Source organism: Sphingomonas sp. BK345, assembly GCF_014193845.1.
GTDB lineage: Bacteria > Pseudomonadota > Alphaproteobacteria > Sphingomonadales > Sphingomonadaceae > Sphingomonas.
In genome coordinates this window covers 1-23,522 of sequence record NZ_JACHZX010000009.1, presented here as the reverse complement: position 1 = coordinate 23,522, position 23,522 = coordinate 1, and the positions used below count along the sequence as shown (strand labels likewise).

Genomic DNA, 23,522 nt, shown 5'->3' with positions numbered 1-23,522 from the left:
GGGATGGTTATACGTCCCTGCGAGTTGCGCTCCTCACCGCCGCCGCGGGCCCCTCGGTCCGGACGCGGCGCCACCCGGCCGCCGCTGTGGCACGCGCGCGGCGCGCGGCGGCGCGGCGCCGTCCATCGGCTCGATGCGGACGCCGTTCTCGTCCTCGCCGTCGCTGTTGGCGGAGGCGCGCACCGCCGCGGCGAAGCGCCCCGCCAGCGCGCGCGGCACCTGGAACTGGGTCTCCATTGGCCCGATCCGGATCGCGCCGATCTCGCTCTTGGTGACGTGACCGCGGCGGCACAGCAGCGGCAGCACCCAGCGCGGGTCAGCGTTCTGGCGCCGACCGATGTTCATGCGGAACCACACCACGTCGTCGAAACCGTCGCGATGCCCCTTCTGCGCGCTCTCGCTCGGCGCCTGGCCGGTGAGCTCCTCGGGCGCGGGCAAAGCGGCGCGCTGCGCCGCTACCAGCGCGGCGGCGATGTCCTCGGGCGAGCGCTGCGCCAACAGCTCGGCGGCGAGCGCGCGGTCGTCGTCGTCGACCTCGACCGGCGCGAGCAAGGTCTCGAGCAGGCGTTCGCGGTCCTTGGCGCGAATCTCCTCCGCAGTCGGCACCTCGCCCCACTCGGTCGCGATGCGCGCGCCGCGCAGCATCATCTCGACGCGGCGACGCCGCGGATAGGGCACGATCAACACCGCGGTGCCCTTCTTGCCCGCGCGGCCGGTGCGGCCCGAGCGGTGCTGAAGCACCTCGGCGTCGCGCGGCATCTCGACGTGGATGACGAGGCTGAGCGTCGGCAGGTCGATGCCGCGCGCGGCCACGTCGGTCGCCACGCAGACGCGCGCGCGGCGGTCGCGCAGCGCCTGCAGCGCCTGGTTGCGCTCGTTCTGCGAATGCTCGCCCGACAGCGCCACCGCGGCGAAGCCGCGCTCGACCAGCCCGGCGTGGAGGTGGCGGACGTTGTCGCGCGTCGCGCAGAACAGCATCGCGGTCTCCGCTTCGTAGAAGCGCAGCAGGTTGATCACCGCATGCTCGATGTCCGCCGGCGAGACCGTGACCGCGCGATAGGCGATGTCGCCGTGGCCGCGCTGCTCGCTGACGGTGGAGATGCGCAGCGCGTCGCGCTGATAGGTCTTGGCGAGCTGGACGATCGGGCGCGGCAGCGTCGCGGAGAAGAGCAAGGTGCGGCGCTCGGTCGGAGTCTGGTCGAGCAGCGCCTCGAGATCGTCGCGGAAGCCCATGTCGAGCATCTCGTCGGCCTCGTCGAGGATCGCGACGCGGAGCTGGCCGAGCTTGAGTGCGCCGCGCTCGGCATGGTCGCGCAACCGGCCTGGCGTGCCGACGACGATGTGCGCGCCGTGGTTGAGCGCGCGGCGCTCGCGGCTGGCGTCCATGCCGCCGACGCAGGTGGCGATGCGCGCATCGGCGTAGAGCCAGGCCAGCTCCTTGGCGACCTGGAGCGCGAGCTCGCGCGTTGGTGCGATCGCCAGCGCCAGCGGCGCCGCGGCGGGCGGCAGCGCGCCGTCCTCGCCGAGCAGCTGCTCGGCCATGGCGAGCCCGAAGGCGACGGTCTTGCCCGAGCCGGTCTGCGCGGAGACGAGGAGGTCGCGGCCGTGCGCGGCCTCGGCCGTCACCTCGGACTGGACGGGAGTGAGCGCGGTATAGCCACGCGCGGCGAGCGCGCTGCCCAGCGCGGCAGGAAGATTCGGAAAGTCCATGAGGACTGCGCACATGGGCGCGATGGCGGAAAAATGCCAGTGGGAACGGCGCCGCACCCGGGACGTTCGGCGCTTTTCTCCCTATCACGGCAGGATAGACGCGACATGGCGCTCGTCAACGACCCCGTATGGTTCATCACCGGCTGCTCAACCGGGTTCGGGCGCGAGCTTGCGCGGCTGGTGCTGGAGCGGGGCTGGCGGGCCGTGGTGACCGCGCGCGACTCGGACCGTGTCGCCGATCTGGTCGAGCAGTACGGCGACCGCGCCCTCGCGCTGTCGCTCGACGTGGTGGACCCGGCGCAGATCGACGATGCGGTCCGCACCGCGACCGCGCGCTTCGGCCGGATCGACGTGCTCGTCAACAACGCGGGCTATGGCTATCAGTCGAGCATCGAGGAGGGCGAGGATCACGAGATCCGCGCGCAGTTCGACGCCAACGTCTTCGGCCTTTTCGCGCTGACCCGCGCGGTGCTGCCGGGCATGCGCGAGCGCCGCGCCGGCGCGATCGTCAACGTGACCTCGGTCGCGGGCCTCGTCGGCTTCCCGTCCTCAGGCTATTACGCCGCTTCCAAGCACGCGGTGGAGGGCTTCTCCGACTCACTCGCCGCCGAGGTGGCGCCGCTCGGCATCGCGGTCACCTGCGTCGAGCCGGGACCGTTCCGCACCGACTGGGCCGGCCGCTCGCTGCGCCAGACGCCGAGCACGATCGCCGACTATGCCGAGACTGCCAAGGCGCGGATGGCCTCTACCAAGGGTGTCTCGGGCAACCAGCCCGGCGACCCGGTCCGTGCGGCCGAGGCGATGATCGAAGCGGTCGAGCGCGACACGCCGCCGCGCCATCTGGTGCTCGGCAAGTGGGGCTATGACGCGGTGACGGAGCGGCTGCGCGCGCGTGTCGCCGAGATCGAGGCGCAGCGCGACGCCGCGCTCGGCGCCGACTACCCGGCCGACGCTACCAGCGATAGTTGAAGCTGACGGAGACGCGCTCCTCCTTGGCGGTGCTGGGCATCACCTCATGGCGCAGCCAGCTCTCCCACAGGAAGAGCGTACCCGGCGCGGGCTCGGCATAGACGAAGGTGCCGTCGCGCGGCGGCGCCGCCATCAGCATGGGCAGCCGCGGATCCTCCAGCTTGAGCGCACCTGAGCCCGGCGGCACCGCGACGTAGAAGGTGCCCGACACCGCGCTGTGCGGGTGCAGATGCCCCGAGTGGGTGCCGCCGGGCTTCATGACGTTGACCCACAGGCCGTCGGGCTTGAGCCTGCGCCCGCCGAGCTCAAGCCCCGCCTCGGTGGCGAAGGTGGCGACGTGACGGTCGAGCAGGCGCTTGAGGTCGGCGAAGGCGGGGTCGCGCTGCGGCAGGTCGTCGAGCGAGGCGTAGCTGGTGTAGCCGCGATAGCCGTGCGCCTTGGACCAGCGCTTGCCGGCAATGTCCTCCGCGGCGAGCGCGCGGCAGGAGTCGGCGAGGTCGGCGAGCAGCGCGGGCTGGTCGAGCCGCGCCTCGTAGAAGTGCGTCGGGAAGAGCTGGCGGGTCGGCATGGCGGGTCCTAGGCTGTGGGGCAGGAGTTTAGCTTGGGTCGGCGCGAAATCCTCCCCGGAACGGGGAGGGGGACCGCTCGCCGCAGGCGAGTGGTGGAGGGGGCTCGCCACGCAGCGCAGCGCTCGTGAAAGCTTATTCCACGCAGCGTCGCGGCCCGCCCCCTCCACCACCGCGCTGGCGCGCGGCGGTCCCCCTCCCCGCGAGCGGGGAGGACCTGCTCACCCCCCCAGCCGCAGCGCGACGTCGTTCATGAAGCGCACGTCGTCGCGCTTAGCCAGCCATCCCGCCTCGCCCGCGACCGCGCCGAGCAGGTCGCTGAGCGGGTCGATCTCGCTCTTGGCGTAGTTGCCGAGCACGTGGCCGGTAACGCGGTCCTTGTGGCCGGGGTGGCCGATGCCGATCCGCACGCGGCGGAAGTCGGGTCCGAGATGCTGGTCGATCGAGCGCAGCCCGTTGTGACCCGCGGTGCCGCCGCCCTGTTTCACCTTCACCTTCATCGGCGCGAGGTCGAGCTCGTCGTGGAACACGGTCAGCGCCTCGACGCCGAGCTTGTAGAAGCGCAGCGCCTCGCCGACCGAGCGGCCGCTGTCGTTCATGAAGGTGGCAGGCTTGAGCAGCAGCACCTTGACGCCGTCGACGCGCCCCTCCTGGAGCCAGCCCTGGAACTTCTTGGCCGGCGCGGCGAAGCCGTGCACCTCGGCGATCGAGTCCACCGCCATGAAGCCGACATTGTGCCGGTGCATCGCATATTGCGCGCCGGGATTACCCAGGCCGACCCAGAGTTGCACGATGTTGGTCTCCTACGGGGGGCGAACGAGCGGCAAGTCCGCACTTCCGTCATCCCGGCGCTGAGCCGGGATCCATGTCGCCGCAAACGTCGCGATCGGTTCACCCGCGGCACCACGGATGCCGGGTCGAGCCCGGCATGACGGATGTGGGGATAAGCGCACTCACCCCACAGAAACGAAAGGGGCAGGGGAGCGTCGCCGCCACCCTGCCCCCGTACGGCTCACGCGGAGCGAGACGATCAGGCCTCGTCCGAGCCCTCGGTCGTCGCGGCGTCCTCGGCCTCGTCGCCGGCGCCTTCCGAGCGCAGCGCCGACGGCGCGACCAGCGTCGCCACGGTGAAGTCGCGGTCCTCGATCGCGGGGTGCGCACCGGCGGGCAGCGTCACCTCGCTGATGTGGATCGAGTCGCCGACGTCCTTGCCCGCGACCGAGACGCTGATCTCGCTCGGAATGTTGCTGGCGTCGACCACCAGCTCGAGCTCGTGCCGCACGACGTTGAGCACGCCGCCCTTCTTCAGGCCCGGCGAGCTGTCCTCGTCGGCGAACACCACCGGCACCGCGACGGTGACGGTCGCGTCGGCGGCGATGCGGAGGAAGTCGACGTGCGTCGGGCGGTCGGTCACCGGGTGGAAGGCGACGTCCTTGGCCAGCGTGCGCTGCCCGTCGACCATGATCACCGAGTTCATGAAGTGGCCGGTCATCAATGCCTTGACCAGCGCCTTCTCCTCGAGGTGGATCGCCGACGGCTCTTTGTTCTGGCCGTAGATCACGGCGGGGACGCGGCCTTCGCGACGCAGCGAGCGGGAGGCTCCCTTGCCAACCCGGTCACGCGTCTCGGCCGCGAGCGTGATGGTATCGCTCATGTTGGTGCTCCGAAACGTAAGATGACTGATATGCTCCCGCCACGCCTCCAGGGATGACCATGACGGAAGTGCGCGCGCTTAGCCGCGACGCGCCCGGAACGCAATCAGTAGTTCACCCGCACCGCCTTGAGCCGGTACGCGCCGAGCTGCGCCTGGACGCTCTGCGCGCCCGCGAGATGCCCCGCACCGACCGCGACGAAGACGGTGCCCGGCTGCTTCATCCGCTCGGCGATCCAGGCGGCCCAGCGCTTGTTGCGATCGACCAGCAGCGCCTTGGCGACTTCGGGCGAGTCCCTGAGCGAATCGTTCATCTCGCTCGCCACGCCGTCGGGATCGCCCTTCGACCAGGCGGTGACGAGCCGGTCGAAGGTGCGCTCGGCGGTGGGCAGCTCGTCGAGCGTGCTCTCCAGCAGCTGGAGCTGGGCGGGCTGCGACAGCGTGTCGAAGATGCCGAGCTGGCCCTCGAACGTCTCCAGCCCGACCACCTGCTTGCCCGCGGTGCGCGCCGCCTCGGTCAGCACCTTCTCGGGGCCGTTGGCGGCCTGGTAGCCGAGTTTCTGCACCGGCAGCAGCGACAGCGTGACCGCGGCGAACCACGGCCGCATCTTGTCATAGGCCTGGGCAGTGACGCCGCCCTCGCTCATCGCCTTGGCGAAGGCGGGGCGATAATTGGGCGGCAGCTGCGTCGTCAGCGCGCTGCCCGCGGGCGCGAAGGCCTTGGCCGCGACGATCTGCTGCGCGGTCTGCGCGTCGGGCTCGACCATCTCGAGCACCAGCGTCTGCGAGCGGTCGAACGCTGTCTTCACGCCCTCGTCGAACCACGACAGGCCGGGCTTGAGCACGTGGATCGTGCCGAACAGGTAGATCGTCGTGTCCTTGTCCCTCACCACCCACAAAGCGGGATCGGCGTCGGCCGGCGCGGCGGGGGCGGGGGCCTGCTGCGCGCAGGCGGGGAGCGCGAGCAGCAGCGCGAGGGCGGAAAGAGCGGTCTTCATGGCAGCGTTCATGCGGCGGCGTCCCGGCGAAGGAAAGGGTGCGCTATCGGCGCGTGCGCCGCACCGGGCAAGCGCGGCGGCGGCGCCAAGCGCGGCGTCAGCGGTGGCAGAGCTGAGCCGCGATCGCCTCGAGCGAGCGGTGCGCCTCGGCGCGGGTGGCGACCGGGAGGCGCACCTTGCCCGCGACACGCTGCCGCACCTGGTCGGCCTGCTGCCACAGCGCGTCGGCCTGCGGCTGAGTCAGCGCGCGCGCCTTGCGCGCCGTGGCGATGTCCGCCTGGAGCACGTTCGCGCGCGTTGCGAGCACCGAGGTCGCCGGCACGACGCCGGAGGCGAGCCCGAGCGGGCGACATGCCGGAAGCGCGCGCGCCGCGCGCTCGGCCGCGACGGGCGAGGTGGAGGGCGACGGCACCGCCGACACGCCGAGCAGAAGCGCAGTGAGAAGAAAGGGATAGGCCAAGAGGATCACTCCTTTCGTTGATCTGGTGATAGGAGCGGTAGCAGCGGCTGGCTGAACCGCGGCCGACTGGACTTGCGCGCCGCGCGAGCCGCTCTGCTGATCCTTGACGATGAGGCGGACGTTATTGTGCTAACATCGTCAACGACTTGACCGTTCGGGACTGGATCGATCGCCATCGCCGAGCTTCGCCACTCGCTTGATTCCCCGCCGGGCTTCCGCCACAGCGCCGAGGGTGACCGACACCAGCGCCAACCGCCCGCTCAGCTTCCAGGCGATGATCCTGCGGCTCCACCATTATTGGTCGGAGCGCGGCTGCGTGATCCTTCAGCCCTATGACATGGAGATGGGCGCGGGCACGTTTCACCCCGCCACCACGCTGCGCGCGCTGGGGCCGGAGACGTGGAACGCCGCCTTCGTCCAGCCGTGCCGCCGCCCCACCGACGGGCGCTACGGCGAGAACCCCAACCGCCTCCAGCATTACTACCAGTATCAGGTGATCCTGAAGCCGAGCCCGCCCGACCTGCAGGAGCTGTACCTCGGCAGCCTCGCCGCGATCGGCGTCGACATGGGCGTCCACGACATCCGCTTCGTCGAGGACGACTGGGAGAGCCCGACGCTCGGCGCCTGGGGGCTCGGCTGGGAAGTCTGGTGTGACGGGATGGAGGTGACCCAGTTCACCTATTTCCAGCAGATGGGCGGGTTCGACATGAAGCCGGTGGCGGGCGAGCTGACCTACGGGCTCGAGCGGCTGGCGATGTACATCCAGGACGTCGACAACGTCTACGACCTGCGCTTCAACGACGCGGGCGTGAGCTACGGCGACGTCTTCCTCGAGAACGAGCGCCAGATGAGCGCGTGGAACTTTGAGGTGGCGGACACCGACGCGCTGTTCGACGCCTTCCGCAAGGCCGCCGCCGAGTGCGAGAACAGCCTCGCCGCCGGACTGCCGATCCCGGCGTACGAGCAGGCGATCAAGGCGAGCCACACGTTCAACCTGCTCCAGGCGCGCGGCGTGATCTCGGTGGCGGAGCGCCAGGCGTATATCGGCCGCGTGCGCGACCTGGCGAAGGGCGCGTGCGGCGCGTGGATGGAGAAGAAGGGGTGGGCGGCGTGAGAGCCCGCGGCGATGGTCCGGGCGATACGGTGAGCGCGTCGCCCGCGGATACCCCCCTCCACCAGCCTGCGGCTGGTTCCCCTCCCCGCGAGCGGGGAGGATTAACTCCTCCCCGGCACGGGGAGGGGGACCGCGACGCGCAGCGTCGTGGTGGAGGGGGATCGCCGCGAGTGCTCCGCCCCGAGTCAGCGACCGCCCGCCGCCTGCGCCGCGCGATGACGCTGCCCGAGGTGCTGCTATGGCAGCGCGTCCGGAGTGCCGCGGCCGGCGTGAAGTTCCGGCGTCAGCACCCAGTCGGGCCGTACGTCGCCGACTTCTACTGCGCCGCCACGCGCACCGTCGTGGAAGTCGACGGTGAGGCCCATGGCCGCGGTGAGCGGCCTGAGCGCGACCTGAGCCGCGACGCCTTCTTATACGCCAACGGCTATCGCGTTCTCCACGTCCCCGCGGCGGAGATCCTCCGTGACGCTGACGCCGCGGCACAGGTGATCGCTGCGTATGCGGCCACCCCCCTCCACCACCCGGCTGTGCCGGGCGGTCCCCCTCCCCATGCTGGGGAGGATCGAGAGTAATATGACCGACTTCCTGCTCGAACTCCGCTCGGAGGAGATCCCCGCCCGCATGCAGGTCAAGGCGCGCGAGGATCTCGCCCGCCTGTTCGCCGCCGAGCTCGCGCGCGCCGGGCTCGCCGCGGGCGAGACCGTCACCTACGCCACGCCGCGCCGGCTCGCGCTGATCGCGCGCGGTCTGCCCGAGGCGACCGCCGCCGTGTCGGAGGAGATCAAGGGCCCGCGCGCCTCCGCCCCGCCGCAGGCGCTCGAGGGCTTCCTGCGCAAGACCGGGCTCACCCGCGAGCAGCTCACCGAGCGCGACGGCGTGCTCTACGCGATCAGCGAGAGGCCCGGCCGCGCCACACCCGACGTGCTCGCCGAGGCGGTCGCCGCGGTGATCCGCGCCTTCCCCTGGCCCAAGTCGATGCGCTGGGGCGCGGAGTCGCGCTCGACCGAGAGCCTGCGCTGGGTCCGCCCGCTCCACGGCATCGTCGCGCTGTTCGGCGAGCAGGTCGTGACGGTCAGCGTCGCGGGTGTTGAGAGCGGGGCGGCGACGCTCGGCCACCGCTTCCACCATCCCGGCGCGATCACGATCGGCTCGGCGTCGGACTATGTGGAGAAGCTGCGCGCCTGCCACGTCATCGTCGACCAGGACGAGCGGGCCGCGCTGATCCGCGACCACGCCGCCGCGCTGGCGGCCGAGGCGGGGCTGGTGCTGGTCGAGGACGAGGGGCTGGTGGCGGAGAATGGCGGGCTGACCGAATGGCCGGTGCCGCTGCTCGGCCGCTTCGACCCCGCCTTCCTCGACGTGCCGCCCGAGGTGATCCAGCTCACCGCGCGCGTGAACCAGAAGTATTTCGTCTGCCGCGACCAAGACGGGCGACTCGCCGACGCGTTCGTCTGCACTGCTAACATCGCCGCGAGCGACGGCGGCGCTCGGATCGTCGACGGCAACCGCAAGGTGCTCGCGGCGCGGCTGAGCGACGCGCGCTTCTTCTACGAGACCGATCTCAAGGTGCCGCTCGCGCAGCAGGCGGAGAAGCTCGGCAAGATCGTGTTCCACGAGAAGCTGGGCACGGTGGCCGACAAGGTGGAGCGCGTGGCGAAGCTCGCGCGATGGTTGGTGGAAGAGGGAATGATCCTCCCCGCTCGCGGGGAGGGGGACCGCCGGCCGCAGGCCGGTGGTGGAGGGCGCGCGCCTCATGGCGCAGCGCCTGTGGAAGCCCCCCTCCACCACTCGCCTTCGGCGAGCGGTCCCCCTCCCCTTTCGGGGGAGGATCTGAAGACGCTTGCCGACACGGCGGAGCGCGCGGCACGGCTCGCCAAGGCCGACCTCGTCACCGGCATGGTGGGCGAGTTCCCCGAGCTCCAGGGGCTGATGGGCGGCTATTACGCCGCGGCGCAGGGCGAGCCGGCCGCGATCGCCGAGGCGGTGCGCGACCATTACAAGCCGGTCGGGCAGGGCGACGACGTGCCGACCGCGCCGGTGACGGTGGCGGTGAGCCTCGCCGACAAGCTCGACAGCATCACGCAATTCTTCGCAGCCGACCTGCGCCCGAGCGGCTCAAAGGACCCGTTCGCGCTGCGCCGTTCGGCGCTGGGCGTGATCGCGCTGATCCTCGATAACGGGTTGCGCTTGCCGCTCGGCCAGGTCGCGTCGCGCGACGTGCTCGACTTCTTCGCCGACCGCCTCAAGGTGCAGCAGCGCGAGGCGGGCGTGCGCCACGACCTCATCGACGCCGTTTTCGCGCTCGGCGGCGAGGACGATCTCGTCCGGCTGCTCGCGCGGGTGCGCGCGCTCCAGTCGTTCGTCGGCACCGAGGACGGTGCCAACCTCCTCGCCGGCTACAAGCGCGCCGCCAACATTCTCAAGAAGGAGGGCATTGCCGACGCAGGGCCGGCGAAGGCGAACGCACCCCTGTCCTACACGCCGGAAAAGGACGAAGTCGCGCTCATCGCCGCGCTCGACTCGGCCGAGCCCGCCGCCGCCGACGCGGTCGCGCGCGAGGACTTCGAGGGCGCGATGGCAGCGCTCGCGACGCTCCGCGCCCCGATCGACGCCTTCTTTGACAACGTGACCGTCAACGATCCCGATCCCGCCAAACGCGCGGCGCGGCTGACGCTGCTCGTGCGCGTCCGCGCCGCGGTCCATACGGTCGCCGATTTCGCCAAGATCGAAGGTTGAGTCACACCGCGCCAGCGACTCAACTTTCGCAACATTCGCGCGCCCGCCCTCGTCGAAACAAGGACTTGGAAGCATGACCGAGCAGTACGTCTATCGCTTCGGCGGCGGGGTGTCGGAGGGCAAGGCGGGCGACCGGAACCTGCTTGGCGGCAAGGGCGCGAACCTTGCCGAGATGGCCTCGATCGGCCTGCCGGTGCCGCCGGGCTTCACCATCTCCACCGCGATGTGCGCGCGCTATTATGAGGAGGGCGAACGCTTCCCCGACTCACTGCGCGCCGAGGTCGCCGCCGGGATCGCGCATATTGAGGGCGTCACGGGCAAAATCTTCGGCGACGCGGCCGACCCGTTGCTCGTCTCGGTGCGCTCGGGCGCGCGCGTGTCGATGCCGGGGATGATGGACACCGTCCTCAACCTCGGGCTCAACGACGCGACGGTCGAGGGGCTGACGGCGGCGAGCGGCGACGCGCGCTTCGCCTGGGACAGCTACCGACGCTTCATCCAGATGTACGCCGACGTGGTGCTCGAGCTCGATCACGGCGCATTCGAGGAAGCGCTGGAGATCGCCAAGGAGGACCGCGGCTACACGCTCGACACCGAGCTGTCGGCGGACGACCTGCGCGGGCTGGTCGCCGAGTATAAGCAGCTGGTCGAGCAGCTCTGGGGCAAGCCCTTCCCGCAGGACGTCCACGATCAATTGTGGGGCGCGATGGGCGCGGTGTTCGGCTCGTGGCAGTCGGACCGCGCCAAGGTGTACCGCCGGCTCAACCACATCCCGGGCGATTGGGGCACCGCGGTGAACGTCCAGGCGATGGTGTTCGGCAACATGGGCGACACCAGCGCCACCGGCGTCGCGTTCACGCGCGACCCCTCGACCGGCGAGCGCGCCTACTACGGCGAGTTCCTCATCAACGCGCAGGGCGAGGACGTTGTCGCGGGTATCCGCACGCCGCAATATCTCACCCGCGCGGCGCGCGAGCGGGCCGGCGCCAAGCCGCTGTCGATGGAGGAGGCGCTGCCCGCGGTCTATGCCGAGCTGGCGCGCGTGTTCGACACGCTCGAGACGCATTACCGCGACATGCAGGACATCGAGTTCACGGTGCAGCAGGGCGTGCTGTGGATGCTCCAGACGCGCTCGGGCAAGCGCACCGCCAAGGCCGCGCTCAAGATCGCGGTCGACATGGCGGAGGAGGGGCTGATCACGCGCGACGAGGCGATCGCGCGAGTCGACCCGAGCGCGCTCGACCAGTTGCTCCACCCGACGCTCGATCCCGCCGCGGTGCGCGACGTGCTGACCAAGGGACTGCCCGCCTCGCCCGGCGCCGCCTCGGGGGCGGCGGTGTTCGACGCCGACACCGCCGAGCGCTGGGCCGCCGACGGGCGCGCGGTGATCCTGCTGCGTACCGAGACCAGCCCCGAGGACATCCACGGCATGCACGCCGCCAAAGGCATCCTCACCGCGCGGGGCGGCATGACCAGCCACGCCGCGGTGGTGGCGCGCGGCATGGGGCGGCCGTGCGTCTCGGGCGCGGGCGCGCTCTCGATCGACGCCCGTGCCAAGGTGGCGCGCGTCGGCGGGCGCGAGCTGCGCGAGGGTGACGTGCTGACGATCGACGGCGCCACCGGCGAGGTGATGGCGGGCGCGGTGGCGACGATCCAGCCCGAGCTGGCGGGCGACTTCGGCACGCTGATGGAATGGGCGGACGCGGTGCGCCGCCTCAAGGTGCGCGCCAACGCCGAGACGCCGGCGGACTGCCGCACCGCGCGCGACTTCGGCGCCGAGGGCGTGGGCCTGTGCCGCACCGAGCATATGTTCTTCGAGAGCGACCGCATCACCGCGGTGCGCCAGATGATCCTGGCGAGCGACGAGCGCGGCCGCCGCGCCGCGCTGGACAAACTGCTGCCCGCGCAGCGCGCCGACTTCACCGCGATCTTTGAGGTTATGGCGGGGCTGCCGGTGACGGTGCGGTTGCTCGACCCGCCGCTCCACGAGTTCCTGCCGCATGAGGAGAAGGAGTTCGCGGAGGTCGCCGAGGCGGCCGGGGTGGCGGTGGACGTGCTCCAGCGCCGCGCCGCCGAGCTGCACGAGTTCAACCCGATGCTGGGGCATCGCGGCTGCCGGCTCGGGGTGACCTATCCCGAGATCTACGAGACCCAGGCGCGCGCGATCTTCGAGGCCGCGCTCGACGTCGCCGCTACGAGCGGGGAGGCGCCGATCCCCGAGGTGATGATCCCGCTGGTCGCGACCAAGCGCGAGCTCGACCTCATGAAGGCGGTGGTCGACCGCGCCGCCGAGGCGGTGTTCGCGGAGCGCGGGCGGCGGGTGGAGTATCTCGTCGGCACGATGATCGAGCTGCCGCGCGCCGCGCTAAAGGCCGGCGAGATTGCCGAGAGCGGCGAGTTCTTCTCGTTCGGCACCAACGACCTGACCCAGACGACGCTGGGCGTGAGCCGCGACGACGCGGCGCGCTTCCTCGGCGCGTACGTGGAGCAGGGCATCTACGCGCGCGACCCGTTCGTCAGCCTCGACGTCGAGGGCGTCGGCGAGTTGGTGACGCTGGCGGCCGAGCGCGGGCGCGCGACGCGACCGGGGATCAAGCTCGGCATCTGCGGCGAACATGGCGGCGACCCGGCCTCGATCGCCTTCTGCGAGCAGGTCGGGTTGGATTACGTCTCGGCCTCGCCGTACCGCGTGCCGATCGCGCGGTTAGCGGCCGCGCAGGCGGCGCTCGCGGCGCGGTAGCGCCCCCTGCGACCAAGCGAGAGGCTACGGCGGAGAGGAGGCCGTCCCAATGCGCCTGACAACCCCTCACGTGATCCCGGCTTAAGCCGGGATCCATCGTGCTGCATGAGCCGTACGTCGTCGCTTCCGCGGAAGCATGGATCCTGGCTCAAGGCCGGGGTGACGGTAGAGCTTCCTGTCGCTTAGATGATCCGGCGATCGGTTGGATGCGCCGGCGCCGCGGACGAGCGCGGCACCACGCCCTCGTCGCGAAAGTCGCGCTCGTCGCGGAAAGCCCGCTCATCGCGTACGACGCGTTCGTCGTAGCCCGCCCGGTCGCCCAGGACCGGCCGCTCGTCGCGCACAACGCGCTCCTCCACGACGGGCGGCGCCGCGCGCAGCCGCTCGTTCTCGCGCTCGAGTTCGGCGATGCGCGCGTTCTCCCGCTCGAGCTCGCCGATCCGCGCGTTGTCGCGCTCCAGCTCCGCGAGGCGGCCGTGATCGCGCTCCAGCTCGGCCACGCGCCTGGTGGTGGCCGCGTGCGCGTCACGCTCGGCGGTGTAGCGCGTCTTCCACTTGCGCCCGCCCGGGTGGCTCGCCAGCCCGAACAGCCAGCCTGCGATCAGTGCCACCGCGAGCGCGATATATTGCGTCGACGTCGTGAACAGCATGGCATCCTCCCTGCCGTCGGAGACACCCGCGGTGCCTCCATAACGTCATAGCAACGACCGGCGCCGACACGGTGTTCCGGCGCACTCGATGGCACCGGAACACCGCGTCTGGTCACTTGGCGTTGATGAAGGAGTCGTTGAGCGAGCAGGCCGCCGGACCGAGGATGACGACGAACAGCACCGGCAGAATGAACAGGATCAGCGGCACCGTCATGATCGCGGGCAACCGCGCGGCTTTCTCCTCGGCGCGCATCATGCGCTCGTTGCGGAACTCGGCCGACAGCACGCGCAGCGCGCTGGCCAGCGGCGTGCCGTATTTCTCGGTCTGGATCATCGTCGTGACCACGCCGCGCACCGCGTCGAGATCGACCCGCATGGCGAGGTTCTCGAAGGCGTGGCGGCGATCGGTGAGGAAGCCCAGTTCGATCGCGGTGAGCGCGAATTCCTCGCCGAGCTCGGGATAGGCCTTGCCGAGCTCGCGCGAGACGCGGTGGAAGGCGGCGTCGACCGTGAGGCCCGCCTCGGCGCAGATCACCAGCAGGTCGAGCGCGTCGGGTAGGCCCTTGCGGATCGCGTCGCTGCGCTTGTTGATCTTGTTCTTCAGGAACAGGTCTGGCGCCTTGTAGGCGAGCACCAAAGTCGAGGCGACCAGGCCGTAGCGCTTGAGCGGGCTCCAGTCGGGAAAGGCGTCGAGCAGGTAGACGTAGACGATCATCAGCCCGCCAAGGACGATCGGCAGCACCAGCCGGCCGAAGATGACCGCGACCGCCCATTCTTTCTTGCGGATGCCCGCCTGCATCAGCTTGTGCTGCGCGATCTTGAGCTGCTCGTCCTGCAACACGCGCAGCGACGACAGGAAGTTGCGCATCCGGTCGGCGGCCTCGTTCTTCTGGACGAGCTTGGCGCGGCGCTTGCTCGTCGAGGCCGTGATGCCCGCCTTGAGCTGCTCGCGCCGGTCGTTGAGCGCGCGCACGCGCTTGCTCATCGGATCGCGGACGCCGAGCGCGGCGTAGATCGCGACGAATACCGCCGCGGCGGCGATGCCGGAGAGCAAGGTCGCGGCCCAGACCACGTCGATGCCGAAGAAGGTGGGGTGCGCAGGTTCCATATCAGATCTCGAAGCTCACCATCTTGGCCATGATGAAGGCGCCGATCCCCATCCAGATCAGCCCGCCACCGCCCGCCACCATCAGCCGGGGATCGACGAAGAAGTTCAGCATGTAGGGCGCATTGATCATGTAGATCACGCCGAAGACGAGGAAGGGCAGCGAGCCAACGATATAGGCCGAGGCCTTGGACTCGGACGACATCGCCTTGATCTTCAGCTTCATCTGCCCGCGCTGGCGGAGCACCGTGGCGAGGTTCTGCAGCGTCTCGGCGAGGTTGCCGCCGGTCTCGCGCTGGATCGCGATGGTGATGACGAAGAACTGGAACTCGGGCGTCCCGAGCCTGTCCGCGGTCTCCTGCAAGGCAACGTCCATCGAGCGGCCGATCTTCATCTTGTCGGAGACCGAGCGGAATTCGTCGCCGACCGGCCCCGGTATCTCGGCGCCGACCACCTGCATCGTCTCCGAGATCGGCAGGCCTGAGCGCAGACCGCGCACCAGCAGCTCGATCGCATCGGGGAATTTGGCGGTGAAGGCGGCGATGCGGCGCTTGATCAGCATGCCGACGGCGAGATGCGGCACCAGACCGCCCAGCGCGACACCGAGGAACAATGCCAGCAGCAGCGGCATGCCCTTGAGGAGCAGCAGCAGCGCCACCACCACGGCGACGCCGACCGTGGCCCCGCCATATTGGCCGACCGTCCAGCTCTTCCCCGTCATCGACAGCCGCTTCTGCAGCTGCGCCACGTTGGGCAGCAGCCGCATCGCGGCGAGATCGGCGCGGGTCGCGCTCTTGCCGGTGATCCGGCGCATCTGCGCCTCGATGGCATTGGTCGGCGAGGCGGTGTGGCGCTCGCGCAGCGCGGCGAGCCGGCGCGTCGTCGCCTTGTTCGTCGACGGCCCGGCGAGCGCGGCGACGAGCAGCAGCAGCGTCAGCGCGGCGCCCGCGAACAGCAGGATCAGCGGCAGGATCGGCATGGCGGCTCCGGTGCGATCGGGCAGGCGGTCACTTCGCCTTCGCCGCCTTCTTGGGGATCAGCCCCTTGAGGTCGGCGAACTTGGACAGCAGCGAGCCGCCGCGCGGCGCCCCCGACGGCATCTCGCCGTCGTCGGCGCTGCGCAGCAGCTGGTCGGCCAGCTCGGCGAGCGGCGCGACCGTCTTGCTCGACTTACCCGCCTCGGCGAGCGGCTTGCCCAGCTTGGCCGCCTGCGCCGCCAGCTTCTGGTCGAAAGGAACGATGAGGTCGATCTTGCGCTCGATCGAGCCTTCGAAATCCTTGCGAGAGATCTCGGGCTGCGCGCCGGCGTGGACGCGATTGGCGAGCACCGTCACCTGCACTTGCGGCGCGTTGCTGCGCAGGTACGACAGCAGCCGGATCGAGTCGCGTGCCGAGGCGAGGGTCAGCTCGGTGACCAGCACCGCGGCGTTGACGTCGGCGAGCAGGTGCGGGTGCTGCACCAGCATCGATCGCGGCAGGTCGATCACGGTCGCCTCGAAGGCGGCGCGCATCTCCTCCTGCAGCTGGTAGAATGCGGCGCCGTCGGTGATCACCGGCGCGCTGATCGGCGCCTCGGCCGAGAGCACCGACAGCTTGTCCGACGCGCGGACCATCGCGCGCTCGATGAACAGGCCGTCGATGCGGCTGGGGTTGTCGATCGCGTCGGTGAGGCCGCGGCCGGGCTCCAGATCGAGTGCGAGCGCGCCGGTGCCGAAATGCACGTCGAGATCGAGCAGGGCGGTGGCGCGCTTGCCGCGCTCGCTCATCAGCCACGCCAGCGAGGTGGCGATGGTGGAGGAACCCGCGCCGCCGCGACTGCCGATCACCGCCACCGAGCAGTGCGGTCGATCGAGCGAGACCTCGACTGGCTTGGGCGCGTTGAGCATCGCCTGCGCCTGGCCGAGCGCGTCACGCACCGCGTCGGGGTGCAGTGGCTTGAGCAGATAGTCCTGGATGCCGCTGGCGAGCAGGTCGCGGTACAGCCGGACGTCGTTGACCTGACCGGCCGCGATCACGATCGTGCCGGGCTCGCACACCTCCGCGAGACCGTTGATGTCGCCTAGCGGATCGCTCGACTCGGCGAGGTCGACGAACAGCACGTGTGGGCTCGACGTGACCGAGAGCGTCTGCACCGCATTGCGCAGCCCACCCTTGTAGACGTTCTCGGTCGGCCAACCCAGTTCGGCCGCGATCGGGCGCAGTGCCTCGACCGAGCCGTCGTCGCAGGCGAAGGCCAGGAAGGGAGCGCGGCTGCCGGCGACGCCGGGCTTCCAGGGTGCGTTCATCTCACTTGCCTCCCGTCGACTCGGATTTCACCGCGGCGCCACCGCCGCCCGTGAGCACGGCGCGGCGGCTCGCGGCGATGGCCTTGCCGCCGGTCACGTTGTCATAGCCGCTGCTGTCGGCGACGCCGCGCACCAGATCGCTCGGGTTGGCCACCATCGCGGCGAGGTTGCCGTTGACGGCGCAGCCGTAATTGCCGCTGGTATGCGAGTCGAAGTTGAGGATGCCGCGGTTGCTCTGCGGGGTGCAGCTCGTCACCGCCGCGGTGGTGCGGCTCACCGTCACCCGGGCGGTTCCCGGCGCGATCGCGGCGCCGGCGATCGGCGCCGCCTCGGCGAGGCGCAGGCCGTAGCGACCAGCGATGGCGGCGACATCGGCGCGCGCGCCGCCGTTCTCGGCGCCGTCCTGGTCGAGTGCGACGGTGTCGCCATAGCCCAAGCGCAGCGCATCGAGCCAGCCGCGCAGCCGCTCCGGCTCACCCGGGGCGAGGCCGTCGGATGTCGTCTGCACGTCGAGCGCATAGTCGCTGCGCGAGACCACCGGCTGGTGGATCGACTCGACGCCGCGGTAGCTGTTGCAGCCGGCGAGCGGCACCGCGAGCGCGAGTGCGGCGAGGAGGAGCGGGCGGTGAAGCATCGTCTGGGACCTCAGTTGATCGAGAAGCCGGGCGCGGGCGTCGCGGCCTTGCGGTTCGACGGCTTGACCGCTTTGCGGTCGGCGGGGGCTTCGGTCGGCGTAGCGGGGGCGGGGGCCGGGCTCGGGAGGACCGGGGCGGGCGCCACCGCGCCGACCGTCGGCGCCGCCGCGGGGATCGGCGCCTGCATCACCGGCTTCGGTCGATCGGCGGCGCGGTTGCCGCCCTCCAGCGAACCGACGAACACGCGCTCCAGATCGCTGGGCGCACGATAGCTGTCGGTCGGCAGCTTGATGTCGTTGCCGTTGACCGGCTTCACCAGATACGGCGTGATCACGATCACCAGCTCGGTCTCGTTGCGCTGGAAGCCGTTCGACTTGAACAGCGCGCCGATCACCGGCAGGTCGGCGATGCCCGGCGTCTTGTCGTACGTGTTGTTGTGCGTGTTCTGCATCAGGCCCGCGATCATGAAGCTCTGGCCCGAGCCGAGCTCCACCGTCGTCTCGGCGCGGCGCGTGGTGAGGGCGGGAACGCGACCGCTGCCGACCGTCACGGCATTGGCATAGTCGAGCTGCGACACCTCGGGGCGGACGCGCAGCGAGATGCGCCCGTCGGACATCACCGTCGGCGTGTAGGCGAGACTGACGCCGAACTGCTTGTACTCGATCGTGGTGGTGCCGAGCGCCTGGCTCACCGGGATCGGGATCTCGCCGCCGGCCAGGAAGGTGCCGGTCTCGCCCGAGAGCGCGGTGAGGTTCGGATTGGCGAGCGTCGTCACCTGGCCCATCGTCTCGCCGAGGTCGATCGCGGACAGCACGTCCATGCCGAGCAGACGTCCGGCGAGGCCCAGGGTCGTGCGCGTGCCGCTATTGTCCTTGGTGGTGCTGAACTGCGTGCCGCCGGTGACGAACTGGCGCTTGACCGGGTCGAACGGCAGCGAGATCGAGCCCGCGGGAAGGCCGTAGAGCGACGAGGCGTCCAGGGTCGGCAGGTTGGACGTGTCCAGGTCGGAGATGCTGCCCGGGTTGCGCCCCGACTGACCGACGAAGGTGAAGCCGCCGCTCTTGTCGCGGGTGATGAAGTTGTTGCCGAAGTTCTTCAGGAACGAGCGGCTCACCTCGGCGAACTTGACCTGCAGATTGACCTGCAGCGGCGTCGCGGTACGCAGCCGGTTCACCACGCCGATCTTCAGCACCGCGTTGTCAGCGCTGGTGTCGACGCCCGGGTTGAGCAGCCCCGCGACCAACCGCTGCGCCTGCTCGGCGTCGGCGGGCGAGTCGACGGTGCCGTTGAGCACGGCGATCTGGCCGACCTGGGTGATGTGGATGTCCGCCCCCGGCATCGCCGCCTTCATCACGCGGTCGATCGAGGTTGAGTTCTGCGCGACATGGACGCTCGCCGAGAACACCACGGCGCCGCTGCGATCGGTCGCGAACACCGTCGACTCGCCGAACGCCTTGCCGAACAGGTGGATCTGTCGCGGATTGGCGACATAGACGTCGGCCGTCTCGGGGTTGGAGGTCCACACCTCGCTCACGGTCGAGGGCAGCGTGATCAACTCGCCCTCGCCGATCGAGAACCACTTCTCGACCGTCGGCTTGGTGACGCCGACGGGGGGCAGGCCGGTGCGCGCCGGCCGGCCGGTCGCTGCCGCACTCGCGGATATGGTGCGGCGGGTCGCGGGGGCGGCGCCCGCCGGGGGCAGCGCGACGCCGGCCAGCGCGGCCAGCGCGACACCGCGCGCGAGGAGGGAGTGGAGGCGCATCTCAGTTCTTCCCTGCGACGGAGACTTCGGTGACATTGTTGCCGCGCGCGATCCGCACCATCGGCGTGGCGGGCGACGGCGCGGCGCCGGCGGCGATCGGGGCGCCGGGGACGACCGGCCCAGCCGGCGCGGCCGTTTTGGCGGGCACGGTGCGGCGCTGGAAGCGCGACACGTCAGCGCCGACCGCATAGGTGCTGTCGCCCGCCTGCGGCGTGTTGGCGAGGCGGCTCAGCATCGCCTCCTCGGCCTTGGGATCCTTGGCGTCGCCGGGGCTGATCGCGCCCGAGGCGATCGCCTGGTCGAGCTCGGAGGCATTGTCCGCGATCGAGCGCAGCGACAGCGACAGGGTGCCGATCGTCTGCGCCACCGCGATCTGCTCGGCGATCTTCGGGGTCGCCTCGACGGTGACGTTCGAGAAAGTCTGCACGACCGTGTTGCCGTTCGCGTCCTTCTGGTCGCCGGTGCGCTGGTCGGTGGCGAGCACGCGCAGGTTGCGGATCACCGTCTCGCTCGCCTTCAGCGGGGGACCGTCACCGCCGCCGTCGACCGACTGGGTGAGGATCAGGTCGATATGATCGCCCGGGAAGACGAAGCCCGCAACCGAGGTCTGCGCCGACACGGGCACGGTGACCGCGCGCATGCCCGCGCCGAGTGCCGCGGCCAGGAAGCCGCGATCGCCGGGCTTGACCAGCTGGCCCTGCGTCACCGGCTGACCGGCGGTGACCGGCAGCCGCACGACGGTGCCGAGCAGCTTCGCCAGATCGGTCTGGTCCTTCTGGAAATAGGCGTTCTCGACCAGCTCCTTGGGCCAGGGCTGGAACTTCAGCGCGGTGGCATCGAGGATGGTGCCTACGGGCAGGGCGCGGGTGGCGACGAGCACCTCGGGGCCGTCGACCGCGGGCACGGCCGGCGCGGCGATCGCGGCCGCCTCGGGCGCCGCGGCGCCGGCGATCATGGTCCGCGCGGCGACCGCGGTCACCACCGCGACCACCAGCGCGCCGACCAGCATGATGAGCTTGCGACTGTCCATCGGGGAGAACATCCTCTGAGTGCGCCAGCCGGCGCCAACTTGACGTAAATTATGGGCGAAATTGGTTAAGAAGCGGTTCGGCTAAAGTGATCAGCCCGGCCACCGCGATCGCGACGCCGTACGGCACCTCGACCGCGGCCTCGCTCGGCTTCCAGCGGCGCTCGATCACGAAGACGAGCGTGAGCACGCCCCCCAGCACCGACATGGCCAGCAGCGTGTCGAGCAGCCGCATCGGTGGCAGCCACAACGCCAGCGCGCCGATCAGCTTGACGTCGCCGCCGCCCATCTGCCCGATCGCGAAGGCGCCGATGAACAGCGCGAACACCACGAGCGCGACACCGAGTTGCAGCGCCATCTCGGGCCAGGGAGAGAGTCCGATCACGCACCACCACATCGGCGCGAGCAGTGCGATCGCCAGGTTCTTCCAATTGGCGATCTCGCGCACGCGCGCGTCCTCCACGCCGGCGGAGAGCAGCAGCGCCCCCATGATCGCGGGGAGCAGCCAGGCGAGGAGAGATTGACCCATATCGGCGGTGCTAGACGACAGGGTTTGAGAAACCGTAACCATGATCGGGATGATGCTGCAGCCGATGAACCGCCGCCTGATCCCCGCCGAGGCGCGAGTCGCCATCGCGCGCGCCGCGGACGGCTGGTCGCTCCGCCGCTTCGAGTGGCCGGGGGATGGTCGGGGCACGATCCTGTTCCAGGCCGGGCGCGCCGACATGTTCGAGAAATATCTCGAGTCGTTCGCGCACTGGCACGCGCAGGGGTGGAGTGTCGCGGCGTTCGACTGGCGCGGGCAGGGCGGTTCCGGGCGGCTGTGCGCCGACGCGCAGGTCGGCCATTGCGACGATTTCGCGCCCTGGCTGACGGACCTTGCCGAACAGTGGCGCGACTGGGTCGCGGCGCTGCCCGGCCCGCGCGTGATCGTCGGCCACTCGATGAGCGGCTATCTCGCGCTGCGCGCGCTGCTCGACGGCGCGATCTGTCCGCGTGCGGCGGTGCTGGTGGCACCGATGCTCGGGCTCGCCTCGCCGGTGGGCGCCTGGCTCGGCGGGCGGGTCGCGCACCTGATGCGGCGGCACGGCGATCCCGCGCGCGCGGCGTGGAAGAGCGAGCGTCCCGGTTTTGCGCAGCGCCAGCGGCTGCTGACCGGCGACGCGGCGCGCTACGCCGACGAGGCCTGGTGGTATGAGCACGACCCGACGCTGCGGCTCGGCCCGCCGAGCTGGGCGTGGCTCGACGAGGCCTTCGCTGCGACCGCCCGCCTGCGGCGCGATCCCGCGCTGGCGAAGCTCGACGTGCCCGTGTTGCTGCTGGTGGCGGACGGCGACCGGCTGGTCGATGCACGCGCGTCGCGTCGCGTGGCGGCACGGCTGAAGCGCGCCACGCTGGTACGCTTCGGCGAGGGCGCGGCACACGAGCTGCTGCGCGAGCGCGACGCCGTGCGCGACCGGGCGCTCGCCGCGATCGACTCCTTCCTCGCCGAGCATGCGGCGTGAGCGCGGACGCTCTCACCGCCGACATCGCGATCGTCGGCGCAGGCATCGCGGGCGCGAGCCTCGCCGCGGCGATCGGCGACCGGGCGCGTGTCCTGCTGCTCGAGGGCGAGGACCAGCCGGGCTATCACGCCACGGGGCGCTCCGCCGCTTTCTGGTCGGAGACCTACGGTGGCCCCGCGATCCAGCCGCTCACCACCGCGTCGGAGGAGGCGCTGCGCGCGGGCGGCTACCTCGACCCGCTCGGTGCGGTCCATGTCGGGCGTGCCGAGGATGCGGCTGCGATCGACGCGCTGCTCGCCGAGTTCGCGGGCAGCAGCGTGGAGTTGACCGCGGTCGACCCGCGCCCGCTCGTGCCGGGACTGCGCGAGGACTGGTCGCTCGGCGTGCGCGAGCCGAGCTGCGCCTATATCGACGCGGCGCGGCTTCACGGCGATTACCTCGGTGCGGCACGTCGTGCGGGGGCGAAGCTGCTGACTGCGGCGCGGCTCGCTACGGGGGAGCGGGTCGGCGCCGGCTGGCGGCTGACACTGGCCGACGGGCGCGAAATGCGGGCGGCTGTCTTGGTCAATGCTGCCGGCGCCTGGGCGGATCCGGTCGCGCGTCTCGCCGGCGCGCGCCCGCTCGACATCCGCCCGTATCGTCGCACCGTCGCGCAGCTCGCCACCGACCCGCCGGTGCCCGCGGCGACGCCGTTCGTGATCCACGCCGGCGGCGGCTTCTACTTCAAGCCGGAAGCCGGCGGGCGGCTGTGGCTTAGCCCGCACGATGAGCATCCGGTGGTGCCGCACGACGTCGCCGCGGAGGAACTCGACGTGGCGGTGGCGATCGACCGCTTCGAGGCGGCGGTCGATTGGCGCGTGCGCCGCGTCGAGCGTAGCTGGGCGGGGCTTCGCTCCTTCGCGCCGGACCGGCTGCCGGTTTATGGCTTCGCCGAGCCCGGCTTCTTCTGGTTCGCGGGGCAGGGCGGCTTCGGCATCCAGACCGCGCCCGCGGCGGCGGCGGTCGGCGCAGCGCTGCTGCTCGGTGACACGCCGCCGTCGGCGATCGACGCGGCGCGCTACGCGCCGGAGCGGTTCGCGCGATGAGCGGGGCGATCACGATCAGCTGCGCCTGCGCCGGGCGCGATCAGGCGCGGACCATCGCCAACGTGCTGGTCGACCGCCGCCTCGCCGCCTGCGTCCAGCTCTGCGGGGTGGAGAGCGTTTATCGCTGGGAGGGCGAGACCCAGCGCGACGACGAGGTGCTGCTCACCGCCAAGACGCTGTCGCGCCGCTTCGACGCGGTCGCGGCATGCATCCGCGAGCTGCACAGCTACGCCGTGCCCGAGATCCTGGCGCAGCCGATCGTCGCGGCGGGGCTGGATTACCTGGCCTGGCTGGAGGAGGAGGTGGGATAGCCTGTCCGTTTCGAAGACGCTCCTTCCCTCTATTGCTTAGCGTCATCCTGAACTCGTTTCAGGATCCACCGGGCTGCAAAGCCGAAGCGTGCAGTATTCGCGAATCCGTGGATCCTGGAACGAGTTCAGGATTGTCTCTCAGGATTGTGGTGTAGGCTGTCGGAGCTGGAGAGCGTGCCGCGGGGTGGCCACCCCGCGGCACGTGGTGTCACG

22 protein-coding genes are annotated in these 23,522 nt (G+C 70.8%); 8 read left to right on the top strand and 14 right to left on the bottom strand.

Going from position 1 to position 23,522, the window contains the following annotated elements; genetic code table 11:
• Nucleotides 1–33: 33 nt before the first annotated feature.
• Nucleotides 34–1,710 carry a DEAD/DEAH box helicase gene (locus tag FHY03_RS19360; RefSeq protein ID WP_183921002.1) on the bottom strand — a complete coding sequence of 559 codons (1,677 nt, stop codon included), beginning with the start codon at nt 1,708–1,710 and terminating at the stop codon, nt 34–36.
• Nucleotides 1,711–1,815: 105 nt separating this feature from the next.
• Between FHY03_RS19360 and FHY03_RS19355 the strand changes: the two genes are divergently transcribed.
• On the top strand, nt 1,816–2,679 hold the full coding sequence (locus FHY03_RS19355) for an oxidoreductase (protein WP_183921001.1): 864 nt from the start codon (nt 1,816–1,818) through the stop codon (nt 2,677–2,679).
• Here the strand turns inward: FHY03_RS19355 and FHY03_RS19350 are convergent.
• From FHY03_RS19350 to FHY03_RS19330, 5 genes are all read right to left on the bottom strand, one after another.
• Nucleotides 2,663–3,247 (bottom strand): TIGR02466 family protein, encoded by a 585-nt coding sequence (locus tag FHY03_RS19350; RefSeq protein ID WP_183932120.1) that lies wholly within the window; start codon nt 3,245–3,247, stop codon nt 2,663–2,665. The genes FHY03_RS19355 and FHY03_RS19350 overlap by 17 nt on opposite strands.
• A 219-nt stretch (nt 3,248–3,466) precedes the next feature.
• On the bottom strand, nt 3,467–4,036 hold the full coding sequence (pth, locus tag FHY03_RS19345; RefSeq protein ID WP_183932119.1) for an aminoacyl-tRNA hydrolase: 570 nt from the start codon (nt 4,034–4,036) through the stop codon (nt 3,467–3,469).
• A gap of 239 nt (nt 4,037–4,275) precedes the next feature.
• Complete coding sequence (locus FHY03_RS19340) at nt 4,276–4,899, bottom strand: 50S ribosomal protein L25/general stress protein Ctc (protein WP_183920998.1); 624 nt, start codon at nt 4,897–4,899, stop codon at nt 4,276–4,278.
• Between the two features lie 104 nt (nt 4,900–5,003).
• Nucleotides 5,004–5,894: a TraB/GumN family protein gene (locus tag FHY03_RS19335; protein ID WP_260159475.1), complete on the bottom strand. Its 891-nt coding sequence runs from the start codon at nt 5,892–5,894 to the stop codon at nt 5,004–5,006.
• Nucleotides 5,895–5,991: 97 nt separating this feature from the next.
• Entirely contained in the window at nt 5,992–6,354 is a 363-nt protein-coding gene (locus FHY03_RS19330; RefSeq protein ID WP_183932117.1) for a hypothetical protein, read from the bottom strand.
• 274 nt (nt 6,355–6,628) lie between these two features.
• On the opposite strand from FHY03_RS19330, the gene FHY03_RS19325 reads away from it, so the two are divergent.
• The 4 genes from FHY03_RS19325 to ppdK all read left to right on the top strand — a co-directional run bounded on the left by FHY03_RS19325 (nt 6,629) and on the right by ppdK (nt 12,944).
• Nucleotides 6,629–7,468: a glycine--tRNA ligase subunit alpha gene (locus tag FHY03_RS19325; protein ID WP_183932150.1), complete on the top strand. Its 840-nt coding sequence runs from the start codon at nt 6,629–6,631 to the stop codon at nt 7,466–7,468.
• Between the two features lie 170 nt (nt 7,469–7,638).
• Nucleotides 7,639–8,040 (top strand): endonuclease domain-containing protein, encoded by a 402-nt coding sequence (locus tag FHY03_RS19320; protein WP_183932116.1) that lies wholly within the window; start codon nt 7,639–7,641, stop codon nt 8,038–8,040.
• A 1-nt stretch (nt 8,041) separates the two neighbouring features.
• Nucleotides 8,042–10,204, top strand: coding sequence for a glycine--tRNA ligase subunit beta (gene glyS, locus FHY03_RS19315; protein WP_183932115.1), 2,163 nt, complete (start codon nt 8,042–8,044; stop codon nt 10,202–10,204).
• A 73-nt stretch (nt 10,205–10,277) separates the two neighbouring features.
• Nucleotides 10,278–12,944, top strand: a complete 2,667-nt coding sequence (ppdK, locus tag FHY03_RS19310) for a pyruvate, phosphate dikinase (protein ID WP_183932114.1) — start codon at nt 10,278–10,280, stop codon at nt 12,942–12,944.
• A 182-nt stretch (nt 12,945–13,126) separates the two neighbouring features.
• On the opposite strand, the gene FHY03_RS19305 is transcribed toward ppdK, so the two are convergent.
• The 8 genes from FHY03_RS19305 to FHY03_RS19270 form a co-directional block, all read right to left on the bottom strand.
• A complete protein-coding gene (locus FHY03_RS19305) occupies nt 13,127–13,594 on the bottom strand; it encodes a hypothetical protein (RefSeq protein ID WP_183932113.1) in 468 nt (155 codons plus the stop codon).
• A gap of 112 nt (nt 13,595–13,706) precedes the next feature.
• Nucleotides 13,707–14,702: a type II secretion system F family protein gene (locus FHY03_RS19300; RefSeq protein WP_183920991.1), complete on the bottom strand. Its 996-nt coding sequence runs from the start codon at nt 14,700–14,702 to the stop codon at nt 13,707–13,709.
• 1 nt (nt 14,703) lies between these two features.
• Entirely contained in the window at nt 14,704–15,678 is a 975-nt protein-coding gene (locus FHY03_RS19295; protein WP_183920990.1) for a type II secretion system F family protein, read from the bottom strand.
• Nucleotides 15,679–15,706: 28 nt separating this feature from the next.
• Complete coding sequence (locus tag FHY03_RS19290; protein ID WP_183932112.1) at nt 15,707–16,984, bottom strand: pilus assembly protein CpaE; 1,278 nt, start codon at nt 16,982–16,984, stop codon at nt 15,707–15,709.
• A 1-nt stretch (nt 16,985) separates the two neighbouring features.
• Entirely contained in the window at nt 16,986–17,618 is a 633-nt protein-coding gene (locus tag FHY03_RS19285; RefSeq protein WP_183920988.1) for a CpaD family pilus assembly lipoprotein, read from the bottom strand.
• A gap of 11 nt (nt 17,619–17,629) precedes the next feature.
• A complete protein-coding gene (locus tag FHY03_RS19280) occupies nt 17,630–19,381 on the bottom strand; it encodes a type II and III secretion system protein family protein (RefSeq protein WP_183932111.1) in 1,752 nt (583 codons plus the stop codon).
• A 1-nt stretch (nt 19,382) separates the two neighbouring features.
• On the bottom strand, nt 19,383–20,411 hold the full coding sequence (gene cpaB / locus FHY03_RS19275; RefSeq protein ID WP_183932110.1) for a Flp pilus assembly protein CpaB: 1,029 nt from the start codon (nt 20,409–20,411) through the stop codon (nt 19,383–19,385).
• 49 nt (nt 20,412–20,460) lie between these two features.
• The gene (locus tag FHY03_RS19270; RefSeq protein WP_183932109.1) at nt 20,461–20,937 is read right to left on the bottom strand and encodes a prepilin peptidase; all 477 of its coding nucleotides are present in this window, start codon (nt 20,935–20,937) and stop codon (nt 20,461–20,463) included.
• 40 nt (nt 20,938–20,977) lie between these two features.
• Between FHY03_RS19270 and FHY03_RS19265 the strand changes: the two genes are divergently transcribed.
• From FHY03_RS19265 to cutA, 3 genes are read left to right on the top strand one after another with little or no spacing between them, the layout of a single operon-like run.
• Nucleotides 20,978–21,913, top strand: a complete 936-nt coding sequence (locus FHY03_RS19265) for an alpha/beta hydrolase (RefSeq protein WP_311722400.1) — start codon at nt 20,978–20,980, stop codon at nt 21,911–21,913.
• Nucleotides 21,910–22,998, top strand: coding sequence for an FAD-binding oxidoreductase (locus tag FHY03_RS19260; protein ID WP_183920984.1), 1,089 nt, complete (start codon nt 21,910–21,912; stop codon nt 22,996–22,998). The genes FHY03_RS19265 and FHY03_RS19260 overlap by 4 nt, the downstream gene beginning before the upstream one ends.
• Nucleotides 22,995–23,309 (top strand): divalent-cation tolerance protein CutA, encoded by a 315-nt coding sequence (cutA, locus tag FHY03_RS19255; RefSeq protein WP_183920983.1) that lies wholly within the window; start codon nt 22,995–22,997, stop codon nt 23,307–23,309. Before FHY03_RS19260 ends, cutA begins: the two co-directional genes overlap by 4 nt.
• The last annotated feature ends 213 nt before the right edge of the window (nt 23,310–23,522 follow it).

Excerpts from the sequence above, each read along its gene's own strand:
- FHY03_RS19360 (WP_183921002.1), bottom strand. The coding sequence starts at position 1,710 with ATGGACTTTCCGAATCTTCCTGCCGCGCTGGGCAGCGCGCTCGCCGCG.
- FHY03_RS19355 (WP_183921001.1), top strand. The coding sequence starts at position 1,816 with ATGGCGCTCGTCAACGACCCCGTATGGTTCATCACCGGCTGCTCAACC.
- FHY03_RS19350 (WP_183932120.1), bottom strand. The coding sequence starts at position 3,247 with ATGCCGACCCGCCAGCTCTTCCCGACGCACTTCTACGAGGCGCGGCTC.
- FHY03_RS19340 (WP_183920998.1), bottom strand. The coding sequence starts at position 4,899 with ATGAGCGATACCATCACGCTCGCGGCCGAGACGCGTGACCGGGTTGGC.
- FHY03_RS19335 (WP_260159475.1), bottom strand. The coding sequence starts at position 5,894 with ATGAAGACCGCTCTTTCCGCCCTCGCGCTGCTGCTCGCGCTCCCCGCC.
- FHY03_RS19325 (WP_183932150.1), top strand. The coding sequence starts at position 6,629 with ATGATCCTGCGGCTCCACCATTATTGGTCGGAGCGCGGCTGCGTGATC.
- glyS (WP_183932115.1), top strand. The coding sequence starts at position 8,042 with ATGACCGACTTCCTGCTCGAACTCCGCTCGGAGGAGATCCCCGCCCGC.
- ppdK (WP_183932114.1), top strand. The coding sequence starts at position 10,278 with ATGACCGAGCAGTACGTCTATCGCTTCGGCGGCGGGGTGTCGGAGGGC.
- FHY03_RS19305 (WP_183932113.1), bottom strand. The coding sequence starts at position 13,594 with ATGCTGTTCACGACGTCGACGCAATATATCGCGCTCGCGGTGGCACTG.
- FHY03_RS19300 (WP_183920991.1), bottom strand. The coding sequence starts at position 14,702 with ATGGAACCTGCGCACCCCACCTTCTTCGGCATCGACGTGGTCTGGGCC.
- FHY03_RS19295 (WP_183920990.1), bottom strand. The coding sequence starts at position 15,678 with ATGCCGATCCTGCCGCTGATCCTGCTGTTCGCGGGCGCCGCGCTGACG.
- FHY03_RS19290 (WP_183932112.1), bottom strand. The coding sequence starts at position 16,984 with ATGAACGCACCCTGGAAGCCCGGCGTCGCCGGCAGCCGCGCTCCCTTC.
- FHY03_RS19285 (WP_183920988.1), bottom strand. The coding sequence starts at position 17,618 with ATGCTTCACCGCCCGCTCCTCCTCGCCGCACTCGCGCTCGCGGTGCCG.
- FHY03_RS19280 (WP_183932111.1), bottom strand. The coding sequence starts at position 19,381 with ATGCGCCTCCACTCCCTCCTCGCGCGCGGTGTCGCGCTGGCCGCGCTG.
- cpaB (WP_183932110.1), bottom strand. The coding sequence starts at position 20,411 with ATGGACAGTCGCAAGCTCATCATGCTGGTCGGCGCGCTGGTGGTCGCG.
- FHY03_RS19270 (WP_183932109.1), bottom strand. The coding sequence starts at position 20,937 with ATGGGTCAATCTCTCCTCGCCTGGCTGCTCCCCGCGATCATGGGGGCG.
- FHY03_RS19265 (WP_311722400.1), top strand. The coding sequence starts at position 20,978 with ATGATCGGGATGATGCTGCAGCCGATGAACCGCCGCCTGATCCCCGCC.
- cutA (WP_183920983.1), top strand. The coding sequence starts at position 22,995 with ATGAGCGGGGCGATCACGATCAGCTGCGCCTGCGCCGGGCGCGATCAG.